The following is a 14,092-nucleotide window of genomic DNA, read 5'->3' on the forward strand; positions in this document are numbered from 1 at the left end:
AATAAACGTTTTTGCCCACGCAAAAACACCTCCGATGTTAGTACTTTTTACAAGTGTACCACTCCGAAGGTGTTTTATATTGTCTCAAAAATTCAGGTTAGCCCAGTTCCCTCGAATCTGTCCTTTGCTTTTTTGTTGAAATGGACGTCATGGATAATAGTTTTCGGAGTATAAAAAAACATTGGAATGGACTTAATATGGCTCACCACAAACGGTAAATGGTATACTACTATCATTGAAAAGATATTGGAGGAACTGCAGTATGGAATGGAAGAACATTTATCGTGGATTCCTGATGGGAATCAGCGACTTGATTCCGGGAGTGAGCGGGGGAACAATCGCGTTCATTCTTGGTATATATGATCGATTATTACTTGCTATCAGCGGTTTTTTCAGCCGTGAATGGAAAAAGCATATCGGATTTTTACTACCGTTAGGCATAGGGATCGGCTTAACATTATTACTATTCAGCAGGGTCATTGACTTCTTGTTGAAGGACTACCCCCAACCGACACAATTTTTCTTTTTGGGACTGATCATCGGTGTCGTGCCGTATATTTCAAGGCAGGCGGGTGTCCAAAAGAACTTCAAAATCTGGCATTTCATTCTTTTGCTCATCGTAGGTGCTGCATTGGCTTCAACGGCCTTCATTAAGCCGGCAGAAACAGGCATCATTACATCGTTAACAGCGCAAAATACGATCGGGTTGTTCCTGGCAGGATGGGCAGGCAGCATGGCTATGCTGTTGCCGGGAGTGAGCGGCTCATTTGTTTTACTTTTACTAGGCGTTTACGCGACGGCCATCAATGCACTTTCAACATTGAACATCCCGATTATCATTGTCATTGGGGCAGGGGTCATTGTCGGATTCATTGTCAGCAGCAGGGCAATCCATTTTCTATTGGAAAGGTTCACTCATGCGATGTTCGCCATCATCATCGGCTTGATCCTTGGTTCGGTATTCGTCATCTACCCGGGAATCCCTGAAAGTGGAACACCATTTGTAATGAGCGTCATTGCACTCATCACCGGTTTGATTGTCGCGAATATGTTCAATTCTGCGAGCGCTCCAACTAAATGAATGCAAGAACGATGATCATCCATGAAATGTGGATGAGAATGACCAATGTATAAAAGATCAAGGCCACAATAAGTAAATTCCGTATGATATATGAAGGTTTCATGTAATGCATAAGGATAAAAAGCAGGATTGGAAGACTTGCCTTTAACAAATAGAATGCAATGACATTCACGTCATATAGGGAACGGACGAATGGGTTCGCTTCTTCGATATGACCGTAGCGGATGCCAAAATCAGTGAAGATTGCATCGATCATGCAGAGACAAAATAGAAGAAAGCACGTATTCAATAACCGATCTTTGGGTGTTGGCAACGCTTTGACCGACTCCATATCGTTCACTCCTGACATAATTGGCATATATCAGCTAGGATATGGAGGGGGTGACCGATTTATTCAAAGGCCGAAAGAAAGTTTTACTGCTCATCTATAAATATCGAATTAAGGCAATAAAAATGCCAACGAAAGGAAAAATCCTTCCGTTGGCATTTTTTATTTATTTACTCGTAACTTCTTGTTTCACCAATACATCATCCATTGGGATGCCAAGCGCCGCGGCTACGCCTTCGCCATAAGCTGGATCAGCTTGGTAGCAGTGGCGGATATGACGGTATTTGATTTCATTTGGAGCGTCGCCAAGGTTGCGGGCCGTATTGCCGAACAATAATTCTTTCTGTTCATCACTCATCAAATTGAACAATTTGCCCGGTTGTGTGAAATAATCATCGTCATCTTCACGGAAATCCCAGTGCGCTGCATCGTCATAGATTTTGAGTGGCGGCTCTTTGAAGTCAGGCTGTTCCTTCCATTCACCGAAGCTGTTCGGTTCATAGGATGTCCTGCTTCCATGGTTGCCATCCACGCGCATCGCGCCATCTCGGTGGAAACTATGGAACGGGCATTTCGGCGCGTTGACCGGAATCTGGTGGTGGTTGACGCCAAGGCGGTAGCGCTGGGCATCTCCGTATGAGAACAATCTTGCCTGCAACATCTTATCCGGAGAGAAGCCGATTCCCGGTACAATTGCTGCAGGCGTGAAAGCTGCTTGCTCAACTTCAGCAAAGTAGTTGTCCGGATTGCGATTCAATTCGAACTCTCCAACTTCGATAAGAGGGAAGTCGCCCTTATACCAGACTTTCGTCAAGTCAAACGGGTTATAAGGCATATGAAGAGCCTGTTCTTCCGTCATCACTTGAATATACATTTTCCATTTCGGGAAGTTGCCGTTGTCTATGCTTTCCAGTAGATCCCTTTGATGGGTTTCACGATCCGTTCCGATTAATTCTGTAGCCTGCTCGTCCGTTAAATTCTCAATCCCTTGTTGGGAACGGAAATGGAATTTCACCCATACACGTTCATTATTTGCGTTGATCATGCTGTACGTATGGCTTCCGAAGCCATGCATATGACGGTACGTCTTCGGAATTCCCCGATCACTCATGACGATGGTGACTTGGTGCAATGCTTCCGGCAGAGAAGTCCAGAAATCCCAGTTGTTTGTTGCGCTCCTCATATTTGTACGCGGGTCTCTTTTGACAGCGTGGTTCAAGTCAGGAAATTGAAGGGGGTCCCTGAAAAAGAAGACGGGCGTGTTGTTCCCGACAAGATCCCAGTTTCCTTCTTCCGTATAAAACTTAAGTGCGAATCCGCGGATATCACGTTCAGCGTCGGCGGCGCCCCGTTCGCCGGCAACTGTTGAAAATCGGGCGAACATATCCGTCTTTTTGCCGACTTCGGAGAAAAGCTTCGCTCTCGTATACTGGGTAATATCATTCGTCACCGTGAAAGTTCCATACGCGCCAGATCCTTTAGCGTGCATACGCCTTTCTGGAATGACTTCGCGGTCGAAGTGGGCAAGTTTTTCGATCAGCCAAACGTCCTGTAAAAGGACCGGACCTCTAGGACCTGCAGTCATCGAGTTTTGGTTGTCCACAACAGGAGCACCTGCGGCGGTCGTCAGTTTCTTTTGAGAATGATTATCACTGTTTGTCATTGATAATGCCTCCTAAAGTTAATAGTCTACTATCTTCCTTCTGAATATAGCATAACCATTCTATGAAATCTACAGTTAATTATAATCATTATCGATAAATAATCTCTACAGAGTAATTTCAATTATATTTAACCGAAAAGAAGGAAAGGTCTGAAACCTTGGCGAATAGACTATCAATGAGGATTGTTTAGGAATGCTGCACCCATTCTCCAATCGCTTGCCCCAACTTCACTTCAGAGCCGACAGGAATTGTCGGTCGGAAGGATTCGTTATTCTCCATAAATAAAATAACAGTCGATCCAAAAGAGAAATAGCCGAACTCTTCACCTTTCGTGAAAGAAGTGGAGGAATCCAAAATATGAATGCTGTTCACGTTTAGTGCTCCCACTTTAATCATCGTCATCCTGCCATGAGCTGTCGAAAGTTCGGAGATGATCCTGTAGTTTGTAGCAAAAGGCTGATTGCCAAGCCGCAAGCCTAGGTCATTTACGGGAAAAGAAGTGGTCCCAAGTGCATACCTCGATTCGATATTGCCGTCATATGGATAATGAAAATGGTGATAATGACTGGGGGAGAGATAAAAAATATAAAAGAAACCACCTTTATATGGAATTGCTCTCTTTTCATCTCCCAGAATCTGCTTTATACTATATAGATGGTTCTTAATCGTAAACGTCTGATCCATATCAATTGTACCGAGCTCCGTGACAACTCCGTCAACCGGGGAAATCAGGGTATCGGAACGCATGTCGATCGGCCGTGAACCCTTTTTCAAATTGCGCGTAAAATAAGCTTGAAGGCTATCATAATTGTCGATGGGGAACTCTGCTTCCTCTTCGTTAATACGGTATGTCTTTGCAAACGGTTTGATGAGTTTCCGGCTAAGGCGGGAACTTGCAATTGTTTTTAATAAAGCGGAAGATACGGGATGTCCGCTTAGTTCTACAAAACGTTTAAATAATATTTTTTTCATGTCAACAGTCTCCTATGTTTCAGATTAGTAGTCAGCAATATAACAATACTGGAGGTATCATCATGTTTTTATCTAGATACTTAGATTATACGAAAATAAAAGGGCAGTTGGCGAATGCAATTACAATCACCAACTTAAGTTTCGGAATCATTGCAATCATTCTAATTGCCCGTGAACTCGGTCATATGAGTTTGGTGTTCATTTTCCTTGCAGCTCTCTTCGATCGTTTCGACGGCATGGTCGCGCGGCACTTTCATTCCGAGTCGTTGTTTGGCAAAGAACTGGATTCACTAAGTGATATTGTATCATTCGGAGTAGCCCCGGCGCTCCTGATTTATATGACTGATTTGTCTTCGATGCTTTGGGTAGGAATTGCCGCGACTGTTTTTTACATCGCCGCGGGGGCCATCCGACTTGCACGTTACAATGTCAAGGAGTTTGACGGAGCGTTTTACGGAGTGCCTATTACAGCGGCTGGTGTTTTATTGACATTATCCTATTTTCTAAGCCCTTATATCGGACCTCCATTTTTCGTCATTTTAATGGTTGTCCTTGGCTTGGCAATGGTGAGCAATGTTCGGATTGCGAAAGTCTAAGCGACCGTAAACGTAATGGGATTTTTATCAGAACATGAACTTTACATCTCCTTTTTTGAGGCGTATAATTTAACTTGTCTTAATTGGAGGCGTACCCAAGAGGCTGAAGGGGGCTGACTCGAAATCAGCTAGGGCGTTCACGCGCCGCGGGGGTTCAAATCCTCTCGCCTCCGTTTGCTTTTTTGATCGTAAGCTCTCACATGCGGTTTTTCCGTATGGGGAGCTTTTTACATATCATTCAATGGTGACATGACCGAATGTCTGTTATTCTATAGGAAAGGCTTCGTCTGGAGTAAGCAAGCTGGAAAAAGCGCCGACAGTAGGTGCTTTTTTCTTTGACTGAATGAAAGAGGTGATTCCGATCGAAAAAATTACTTCCGTCTTATCTTCCTATTTCGGTTTTTCTTCCTTCCGAACAGGTCAAGATCAAGCGATCCAAAATGTGCTTGACGGAAAAGATACGCTCTGCGTCATGCCGACGGGCGGAGGGAAATCCATCTGTTATCAGGTTCCTGCGCTTGTCATGGAAGGCACAGTTCTAGTCGTATCCCCGTTGATTTCCTTGATGAAAGACCAGGTGGATGCCCTTCATCAAATTGGTATACCGGCAGCATACATCAATAGTACATTGTCGACAGAGGAATACTTCGGGACTGTTGAAAATGCTTTGGAGGGAATGTACCGTCTGCTCTACGTAGCCCCTGAACGATTTGAATCTCCCTCGTTCATCCAACAAATCAGCAAAATGGATATTCCGATGATTGCAATTGATGAGGCACACTGTATCTCGCAATGGGGACATAATTTCAGGCCGAGTTATAGGATGTTGAGCAAAGTCGTATCCTCCTTTGAACGAAAACCGGTCGTGTTGGCTTTGACAGCAACCGCAACACCTGCTGTGAGGGAAGATATTTGCGACCAATTGCACATCGAGCATGAAAATACAGTGATGACAGGCTTTGAGCGAAGCAATCTCACCTTTTCTGTTATTAAAGGGCAGGACAGGGATAAGTTCGTCAAAGATTATGTCAAGAAGAATGAAGGGGAAGCTGGAATCATTTATGCCGCCACCCGTAAAGCGGTCGACCAGATCCATGCAACGCTTGAGAGGAGCGGAATCGCTGTTGCAAAATACCATGCCGGCCTTTCGGATGTTGTCCGGCAATCGGAGCAGGATCGCTTCCTTATGGATGAGGCGACTGTCATGGTGGCGACGAATGCATTTGGGATGGGTATCGACAAAAGTAATATACGGTACGTCATCCATTATCAAATGCCGAAAAATATGGAAAGTTATTATCAGGAGGCTGGCCGTGCAGGGAGGGATGGCCTTGACAGTGAATGCACCCTGTTATTTTCTTCCCAGGACGTCATTACGCAGCGGTTCCTCATTGATCAATCGCAGGATCAACATCGGATTCCTGCGGAACTGGAAAAGCTGCAGTCGATGATTGATTACTGCCATACCGAATCATGTCTTCAAAAGTTCATCATTACGTATTTCGGTGAGAAGGACGTGCAGGATTGCGGTCGATGTGCAAACTGTACAGACACCCGGGAAAGTTTTGAAGTGACAGTTGATGTGCAAAAAGTGCTGTCCTGCGTCATACGTATGGGTCAGCGTTTCGGCAAGACGATGATTGCCCAAGTGCTCACAGGCTCACGGAATAAAAAAGTGCTGGAGTTCGGTTTCGATAATTTGACGACATATGGTCTGATGAAAGAACGGAATGCGAAAGACGTTTCCGATTTCATCGAATTCATCATCTCCGAAAACTATCTGGGCGTGGAAAACGGACAATTCCCAATCATTTATGTCACCGAGCAAGGCAAAGACGTATTGACCGGCAAAATCCAGGTATACCGGAAAGGGACTGTCGAAACGAAGCAGATCGCGAAAGACGATCCGCTATTCAACCAGCTACGTGCCCTTCGCATGAAGCTTGCCCAAGAAGCGGGCGTTCCGCCATTTGTCGTCTTTTCGGACAAGTCATTGCGTGATATGGCAGCGAAAATGCCTCTTTCGGAAGAGGCGTTTTTAGAGGTCAACGGTGTCGGGGCGGCGAAGTTGGAGAGATACGGCGAAGCATTCATGGAAGAAATCAAATCCTTTTCTGCTCAAATGAGTTGAATAAATGCAAAACAGGTGAAGGGTCGCAACAACGATCCCTTCACCTGTTTTTTTATTTGCATATTAAATTGGAAACTTCTCGTTTATGGCCATGAAGTTTTCAATACTCTTTGTTAACTTCTCGTTCCAGGCCAAAGAGTTCTCGTTCCCAGGAATCAATTTTGCAAAGAAATCGCTTGGTCCGTAATTTCGGGTTCCTTTTTCCTGCATAATGACACTAACAGATAAACAATCGGCGTATCCAAAATAGCGATGATGAATTTGAAAACATATTGGCTTGCGATCATTCCTAACAAAGCGCCAATCGGCATCGTGCCAGCAAATGCGATGGTAATGAAAATCGTCGTATCGACGAGTTGGCTCGCCATCGTAGACACATTATTCCGGACCCACAACTTTTGATTGCCATGCTTTCTTTTAAGCCTGTCGAAAATGGTGACATCCAAGTTTTGGCTGATAAGATATGCAGCAAGGCTCGCAATCGTCACACGGAAACCCGCGGTGAATATCGTTTCAAACGCTTCCTGATGTTCATAAAACGGAGCAGCCGGCAACTGGATGGCGATCCAAATGAATCCTATCGAGAAAAGCTGCGCAATGAATCCTGTCTGGACCGTCTTTCTCGCAGCATCCTTTCCGTATGCTTCCGTTAACACGTCCAAGATCGGATATGTGCACACATAGATGACAGCCGCTGCAGGGATAACAATCCAGCTTCCGATGCTCATCAACTTGACTGCAACAATATTCGATAATAGTAAAAGTCCGACGAAAATCCCGCTTAAATAATAGCGCATTTCATTGTTTCCTCCTCATCGGTTATCAATCTTTTCAGGGTACATGTCATGATTCATTAAACGATGTTCCGCCATTTTTTCATATTTCGTGCCAGGTTTTCCATAGTTGCAATAAGGGTCGATGGAAAGTCCGCCACGCGGAGTGAACTTGCCCCAAACTTCGATATAGCGCGGACCGATCAGCTTTATCAAATCATTCATGATGATGTTGACGCAGTCTTCGTGAAAATCGCCATGATTGCGGAAGCTGAACAAATAGAGCTTCAATGACTTGCTCTCCACCAATTTCTTATCCGGGATGAAGCTGATATACATCGTCGCGAAATCCGGCTGTCCTGTCATCGGACAAAGCGAAGTGAATTCGGGACAGTTGAATTTGACGAAGAAATCCCGTTCCGTATGCATATTATCGACCGATTCCAAGATGGATGGATCGTACTCATATGCATATTTAGTATTCTGATTTCCAAGCAACGTTAAATCCGTCAATGTGTTTTCATCTCTTCCAGCCAATTAAAAAACCTCCCCATGAAATTTGTCAGGGAGAGGCCATAGGAACAGAAAAAAAGAAAAGCCATGTCGCTAAAATGGACATGGCTTGTTTCCGTCATCCATAGTTTTTTATAGAGGGTCGCTATGAACCTCTCCCGAACAGGGTTATTCATTTCGTGTAAAACTTTATCCTATCACGGTTCTTCTGTCAATAGCAGACTCCTTTTCATTCCGAGAATCGTATAAAGGGCGACACTCAGTAGAATGATGCCGGTGAGCATGAACGCGCCCCTGAATGTCAGATCCAAAAACCCGATCAGGCTGGAGCCTGCGACGACCCCAATCGAAAAGAATGCATAGAAATAGCCGTATGCCTTCCCTCGGAATTCCGGAGACGATGAGTCGATGAGCAAAGAATTGATGGAAGGGAAAAGGAATGCAAAACCTATTCCGTAAAGCGCCATTGCTATGTAGAGGAACTTCAGCTCCGTAACTTGACTAAGAAACAGCATGCTCAAGCCCATCATCGAAATGCCGAATGCCAATGTGATCATCGGGCGCACTTTATCGAAGATGCGATTGATCGGCAGCAGGAAAATCAGAATGGCGACGATGCCGAATGTGCTGAGCAGCATGCCTGTCGCTTTCGTATCAAAGCCTAATGCCTCTACCTTTAATGGCAGGACCAAAGCCAAAACACCTTGGGAGAACATAAGGAAGAAAGCACCGGCGAATGCTCGGACCATGCCAGGGTGTCTGAACAAATATCTCACCCTGAAATGCTTCGTACCCTCGACCTTTTGCTTTTTTACGAAAGAAACGGAGCGGAGCAGGAAAAATGCTGATATCGCAAGGATGAACATGATGACGCCGTTCACTGTCATGATGAAAGGGGCGCCTGTTTTTGAAGCGACAATTCCGCTATAGGCAGGTCCTATGATTGCTGCCATTCCTACAAAGGCACCTGAAATGGCAACACTTCTGCCTCTTTTTGATTCTTCGGCGCGGTTGGCGAGGAATGTAAACGCTGCGGGGACAATCAGCCCTTCCATAAAACCATGGACGAAGCGGATCCCTAGAAGGGAAACAGGCCCAATTGCGAATGAATAAAGAAGTAGTGAAATACCTGATGCAAATAATCCTATAAGCAAAATGACGAACGGTCCTCTACGGTCCGTCATGAATCCGGAAATGACATTCCCGATTGTATTTGAAAATGAATACATCCCGACAGCCAATCCTGTCATGAAAGAAGAAGCTCCCAAAGATAGTGCAAAAGGGCTCATGATCGGCAGTTGCGAGAATAAATCAAAGAAGGAAAAAAAGACGATTGCATAAACGAATGCGCGCATGTGGAATCCTCATTTCAATTAAGTTGAATCATATTCTACTTTACCATGGATGCCGAAATAGGCAAAAGGACAGCTTGTGAACAAAAGAATAATTAGCAAAAATTATGGCGAAACGATAAAATGAGAGAATACTTGCAGAGAGAGGGCTGGTCATGATGGATACGAAAATCAGAATAGGTATCGTAGGATACGGAAATTTAGGCAAAGGCGTGGAATCGGCAATTGCCCAAAATGATGATTTGGAGCTGGCAGGGGTTTTCAGCCGGAGAGAGCCGGGGGACTTGAAAGTGAACAGCAACGCACCTGTTTTACGATTGAATGAAATTGAAAAACATGTAGATGATATCGACGTACTGATTTTATGCGGCGGCTCGAAAAACGATCTTCCTGAACAAGGGCCGGCGCTTTCGAAGCTGTTCAATACGGTGGATAGCTTTGACACACACGCGAAGATTCCTGAATACTTTGAGGCGATGGATGCATCGGCTAGACCGAATGGAAAAACGGCCATCATCTCTGTCGGTTGGGACCCGGGTCTGTTTTCCATCAACCGGCTTTACGGGGAATCGATCCTTCCTGAAGGTGCGACGTATACGTTCTGGGGAAAAGGGTTGAGCCAAGGTCATTCGGATGCCGTTAGGAGAATCGAGGGAGTGAAGGGCGCCGTCCAATATACGATTCCCGTCGAGTCGGCGGTCGATAAGGTGCGCAACGGATCGCAACCCGAGCTGACGACGCGTGAAAAGCATACTCGTGAATGCTTTGTCGTATTGGAGGAAGGTGCCGATGAAGCCGAAGTGGAACGTGCTATCGTCACGATGCCCGACTACTTTGCAGATTATGATACGACGGTAAATTTCATTACCGAACAGCAATTGAAAGAAGAGCATAGCGCAATGCCCCATGGCGGTTTTGTTATCCGCAGCGGGAAAACAGGGGAAGCGAACAATCAAGTAATGGAATTTTCATTGATATTGGACAGCAATCCTGAATTTACATCTAGCGTCCTAGTCGCTTACGCGCGTGCAGCTTATCGGTTGAATAAAAGTGGTGAAGCTGGCGCGAAAACCGTATTCGACATCGCACCTGGACTCCTTTCTCCTAAGAGTGCGGCGCAGCTTAGAAAAGAAATATTGTGAGTGTGAAAGCACTTCCAATGTTGCCATTTTTCATCTATACTAAATTTGAAGTTTTTATTTAGGAGGTCGAAATATATGTCGAAGATGGATGATACGCTGATCATGCTGAAAGATTTGACGGACGCGAAGGGAATTCCCGGAAATGAGCGTGAACCGCGTGAAGTCATGAAGAAATATATTGAGCCATTTGCCGATGAAATTGAATACGATGGACTCGGTTCTTTAATTGCCAAAAAGAGCGGCGATGGGAACGGACCAAGAATAATGGTAGCTGGCCACTTAGACGAAGTCGGCTTCATGGTGACGAAAATTGACGATAAAGGATTCATTTCCTTCCAGCCGGTAGGCGGATGGTGGTCGCAAGTCATGCTTGCCCAACGTGTAACAATCGTTACGCGCAAAGGGGATACGGTGACAGGCATAATCGGTTCGAAGCCTCCACATATCCTTTCCGCTGAAGCCCGGAAAAAGCCGGTGGACATTAAAGATATGTTCATCGATATCGGTGCGACTTCGAAAGAGGAAGCGATGGAGTGGGGCGTGCTGCCTGGCGATATGATTGTTCCGTATTTCGAATTCACAGTCATGAACAATGACAAATACTTGCTTGCGAAAGCATGGGATAACCGCATCGGCTGCGCGATCGCAATCGACGTCATGAAAGCGTTGAAAGATGAAAAACACCCGAACATCGTGTTTGGCGTCGGTGCAGTGCAAGAAGAAATCGGCTTGCGCGGTGCAAAAACGGCTGCAGCAAAAGTGAAGCCTGATATCGGCTTTGCTGTTGACGTAGGTGTTGCAGGAGATACGCCTGGCGTAACTTCAAAGGAATCGACGAGCAAAATGGGCGACGGGCCGCAAATCCTGCTCTATGATGCATCAATGGTCTCCCATAAAGGATTGCGTGATCTTGTCGTCGATACAGCTGAAGAACACGGCATCCCTTACCAATTCGAAGCGATTCCGGGCGGAGGTACAGACGCAGGCTCCATCCATGTAAGTGGAAACGGAGTACCATCCTTGGCGATTTGTATTGCTACACGCTATATCCATTCCCACGCGGCAATGCTGCACCGCGATGATTACGAAAACGCAGTGAAATTGATTGTGGAAGTGATCAAGAAACTGGATCGCGAAACTGTCGATAACATCATTCTTCAATAATGATTGGAAAGATCGTTCCTGAAAAGGTGCGGTCTTTTTTTATACATTAAGTTGTGTATAAATGCATATTGGTGAATTCCTTATAAATGAATAGAAATCCATAATTAAAGCATACTTCTGACTGACTAAAGTTTTTCTGTGTATTCATATTAATTCATTTGACTTTATAAATATGCATACATATAATAAAGCATACAAACCACATTTCAGGATGGAGATGATCGTTATGGTGAAAATGCATATATCTACATTAAAAACTGCGAAAAAAATTGAAGGTCAGCTTAAAGGCCGTGATCTGTTGTCGCTAGTAGACTATACGAGTGAGGAAATCGATTATTTATTACAAAAAGCGTTGGTGATGAAAAAAGATGCACGCGCAGGGAAAATTCCCCCCGTACTGCAGGGGAAGACGCTTGGCATGATTTTCGAAAAGCATTCCACGCGCACAAGAATTTCCTTTGAAGTCGGCATGGTACAGCTTGGCGGCCATGCGATGTACATGAATGCCAATGATTTGCAAATTGGACGCGGGGAATCGGTATATGATACCGGAAATGTACTGTCCGGATACTTGGACGCGGTCATGATCCGTGCAAATTCGCATGAAATGGTGGAGGAACTGGCGAAGCATTCGTCCATTCCTATCATTAATGGACTGACCGACATGTTTCATCCTTGCCAGGCGCTGGCGGATTTACTTACGATGATTGAAGTGAAGGGAACTGTCGCAGGTAAAAAACTCGCATATGTCGGCGACGGAAATAATGTCGCCCATTCATTGGCGATCGGGGCGGCGCATATGGGAATGCATGTGGCGATTGCAACTCCTAAAGGGTTCGAGTTCAATCCGAACTTATTTGTGAAAGCGAAAAAGATTGCCTCAGCCAATGGCGGATCAGTTACACAGACGTACGATCCGGTGGAAGCCGTGAAAGATGCGGATATCGTCTATACCGACGTTTGGGCGAGCATGGGCCAGGAAGAAGAGGCGGCCGCACGTCTAGAAGCGTTCAAAGGGTTCCAAATCAACGATGCTCTCGTGGCAAATGCGAAGAAAGATTATATGTTCCTACATTGCTTGCCGGCCCACCGCGAAGAAGAAGTTGCGACTTCCGTCATTGATGGACCGAACTCCTACGTATTCCAGCAAGCGGAAAATCGGCTGCATGCACAGAAAGCTGTACTAGCGGCGTTGCTATAAGTCATCAATGTAAAAAGCCACTCCAAATGGGTGGCTTTTATCGTTTCATTATTAACCTGCAGAGAATGCTTGCGCAAGTTCTCCGCTGATTTTCGCCTTTTCCTGTTCATCAGCGTTGACCCACAACTTTTCGAAAAATACACCTAGACCTGGCAATAAATGTTCTTCGCCTCGCTGTAATGCATCCTCGACGACGCTTCGGATATCTGTCGCAGAGTTATTTGTCATATTAGCGGTGATGGCGTCACGAATTTGAAAATTCATCATATCATCCTCCTGACCTCATTTTGTACACATTGATCGCCAACTATACGGACATTTGTTACACTAGAAGAAAAAGGATGTCGCACAATAAATGAAAAGAATCGAATCGACACAAAATGCACTCGTGAAACATTGGAAAAAGCTTGTCACCTCAAAGAAAGACCGGGATAAATCCGAAGAATTCATCGTTGAAGGCTTCCATCTCGTCGAAGAAGCATTGAAAGTGGAAGGGACAGTCCTGCATTTGATCATCAGAGAAGATCTGGAACTGCCGGCAGGATGGAACACCAACAATCTTCAGCTGATCCAAGTGACAAAAGCGGTCGCGAAAGAGCTGATCGAGACGGAGCAGTCACAAGGGATATTTGCACATTGCCGTCAGCCGGAACATACGGATGACGAAGCCGCCAGCTGGAAAAAGCTTTTATTCATCGATGCTGTCCAAGATCCGGGAAATATCGGGACGATGATCCGTACGGCGGATGCTGCCGGGATGGATGCTGTCATCCTCGGGAAAGGATCAGCGGATCCATATAACCCGAAGACGGTCCGTTCCGCCCAAGGCTCACATTTCCATATCCCGGTTGTGAAAGGGGAGCTTGGCGATTGGATCGACCGAGCGAAATCGGCAGGCATCAAAGTCATCGGCACAGGATTGCAAAATGCAGTCGATCATTACGATGTCGGGCCGTTGAATGAATTTGCACTTCTCGTCGGAAATGAAGGAAGCGGGGTTGCTGATGAATATTTATCGAAAGCCGAGACAACCGTAAAAATCCCTTTGTATGGCAAGGCGGAATCTTTGAATGTCGCCATCGCCGCTGGAATCCTTCTTTATACGTACGGAAAACAATGAACTCCATGTTGATGTACGAAACGAAATCGGGTATAGTAATGCTGTATATAACTTT

At 45.3% G+C, this 14,092-nt stretch carries 14 protein-coding genes, 1 tRNA gene and 1 riboswitch; of the genes, 8 read left to right on the forward strand and 7 right to left on the reverse strand.

Features of this window, described 5'->3' with window-relative positions:
- The first annotated feature begins 262 nt into the window (after positions 1–262).
- Positions 263–1,081: a DUF368 domain-containing protein gene (locus ACFPTP_RS11620; RefSeq protein WP_381445042.1), complete on the forward strand. Its 819-nt coding sequence runs from the start codon at positions 263–265 to the stop codon at positions 1,079–1,081.
- Here the strand turns inward: ACFPTP_RS11620 and ACFPTP_RS11625 are convergent.
- The 3 genes from ACFPTP_RS11625 to ACFPTP_RS11635 all read right to left on the reverse strand — a co-directional run bounded on the left by ACFPTP_RS11625 (position 1,074) and on the right by ACFPTP_RS11635 (position 4,045).
- A complete protein-coding gene (locus ACFPTP_RS11625; RefSeq protein WP_381445044.1) occupies positions 1,074–1,412 on the reverse strand; it encodes a DUF5658 family protein in 339 nt (112 codons plus the stop codon). The two genes, ACFPTP_RS11620 and ACFPTP_RS11625, sit on opposite strands and share 8 nt — an antisense overlap.
- Before the next feature lie 163 nt (positions 1,413–1,575).
- Complete coding sequence (locus ACFPTP_RS11630; RefSeq protein ID WP_381445046.1) at positions 1,576–3,072, reverse strand: catalase; 1,497 nt, start codon at positions 3,070–3,072, stop codon at positions 1,576–1,578.
- A gap of 187 nt (positions 3,073–3,259) precedes the next feature.
- Positions 3,260–4,045 carry a phosphatidylserine decarboxylase gene (locus tag ACFPTP_RS11635; protein ID WP_381445048.1) on the reverse strand — a complete coding sequence of 262 codons (786 nt, stop codon included), beginning with the start codon at positions 4,043–4,045 and terminating at the stop codon, positions 3,260–3,262.
- A 62-nt stretch (positions 4,046–4,107) separates the two neighbouring features.
- Here ACFPTP_RS11635 and pssA point away from each other — a divergent pair, with 62 nt between their 5' ends.
- From pssA to recQ, 3 genes are all read left to right on the forward strand, one after another.
- A complete protein-coding gene (pssA, locus tag ACFPTP_RS11640) occupies positions 4,108–4,641 on the forward strand; it encodes a CDP-diacylglycerol--serine O-phosphatidyltransferase (RefSeq protein WP_381445051.1) in 534 nt (177 codons plus the stop codon).
- A gap of 85 nt (positions 4,642–4,726) precedes the next feature.
- A tRNA-Ser gene (locus ACFPTP_RS11645) sits at positions 4,727–4,814 on the forward strand.
- Between the two features lie 179 nt (positions 4,815–4,993).
- On the forward strand, positions 4,994–6,772 hold the full coding sequence (recQ, locus tag ACFPTP_RS11650) for a DNA helicase RecQ (protein ID WP_381445053.1): 1,779 nt from the start codon (positions 4,994–4,996) through the stop codon (positions 6,770–6,772).
- Between the two features lie 155 nt (positions 6,773–6,927).
- Here the strand turns inward: recQ and ACFPTP_RS11655 are convergent, their stop codons facing one another.
- The 3 genes from ACFPTP_RS11655 to ACFPTP_RS11665 form a co-directional block, all read right to left on the reverse strand.
- On the reverse strand, positions 6,928–7,569 hold the full coding sequence (locus ACFPTP_RS11655; protein ID WP_381445055.1) for a queuosine precursor transporter: 642 nt from the start codon (positions 7,567–7,569) through the stop codon (positions 6,928–6,930).
- A gap of 15 nt (positions 7,570–7,584) precedes the next feature.
- Positions 7,585–8,082 (reverse strand): preQ(1) synthase, encoded by a 498-nt coding sequence (queF, locus tag ACFPTP_RS11660; protein WP_381445057.1) that lies wholly within the window; start codon positions 8,080–8,082, stop codon positions 7,585–7,587.
- Between the two features lie 94 nt (positions 8,083–8,176).
- Positions 8,177–8,220, reverse strand: a riboswitch (PreQ1 riboswitch).
- A 35-nt stretch (positions 8,221–8,255) separates the two neighbouring features.
- The gene (locus tag ACFPTP_RS11665) at positions 8,256–9,413 is read right to left on the reverse strand and encodes an MFS transporter (RefSeq protein WP_381445059.1); all 1,158 of its coding nucleotides are present in this window, start codon (positions 9,411–9,413) and stop codon (positions 8,256–8,258) included.
- A gap of 155 nt (positions 9,414–9,568) precedes the next feature.
- Between ACFPTP_RS11665 and ACFPTP_RS11670 the strand changes: the two genes are divergently transcribed.
- The 3 genes from ACFPTP_RS11670 to argF all read left to right on the forward strand — a co-directional run bounded on the left by ACFPTP_RS11670 (position 9,569) and on the right by argF (position 12,917).
- Positions 9,569–10,552, forward strand: a complete 984-nt coding sequence (locus tag ACFPTP_RS11670) for a diaminopimelate dehydrogenase (RefSeq protein WP_381445453.1) — start codon at positions 9,569–9,571, stop codon at positions 10,550–10,552.
- Positions 10,553–10,627: 75 nt separating this feature from the next.
- A complete protein-coding gene (locus ACFPTP_RS11675; RefSeq protein ID WP_381445061.1) occupies positions 10,628–11,716 on the forward strand; it encodes a M42 family metallopeptidase in 1,089 nt (362 codons plus the stop codon).
- A 226-nt stretch (positions 11,717–11,942) separates the two neighbouring features.
- Positions 11,943–12,917 carry an ornithine carbamoyltransferase gene (gene argF / locus ACFPTP_RS11680; protein WP_381445063.1) on the forward strand — a complete coding sequence of 325 codons (975 nt, stop codon included), beginning with the start codon at positions 11,943–11,945 and terminating at the stop codon, positions 12,915–12,917.
- A 51-nt stretch (positions 12,918–12,968) separates the two neighbouring features.
- On the opposite strand, the gene sspI is transcribed toward argF, so the two are convergent.
- Positions 12,969–13,181: a small acid-soluble spore protein SspI gene (sspI, locus tag ACFPTP_RS11685; RefSeq protein WP_381445065.1), complete on the reverse strand. Its 213-nt coding sequence runs from the start codon at positions 13,179–13,181 to the stop codon at positions 12,969–12,971.
- Between the two features lie 91 nt (positions 13,182–13,272).
- Here sspI and ACFPTP_RS11690 point away from each other — a divergent pair, with 91 nt between their 5' ends.
- Positions 13,273–14,037 (forward strand): TrmH family RNA methyltransferase, encoded by a 765-nt coding sequence (locus tag ACFPTP_RS11690; RefSeq protein WP_381445067.1) that lies wholly within the window; start codon positions 13,273–13,275, stop codon positions 14,035–14,037.
- Positions 14,038–14,092 lie beyond the last annotated feature (55 nt).

It is taken from the genome of Sporosarcina koreensis (assembly GCF_042655825.1).
GTDB lineage: Bacteria > Bacillota > Bacilli > Bacillales_A > Planococcaceae > Sporosarcina > Sporosarcina koreensis.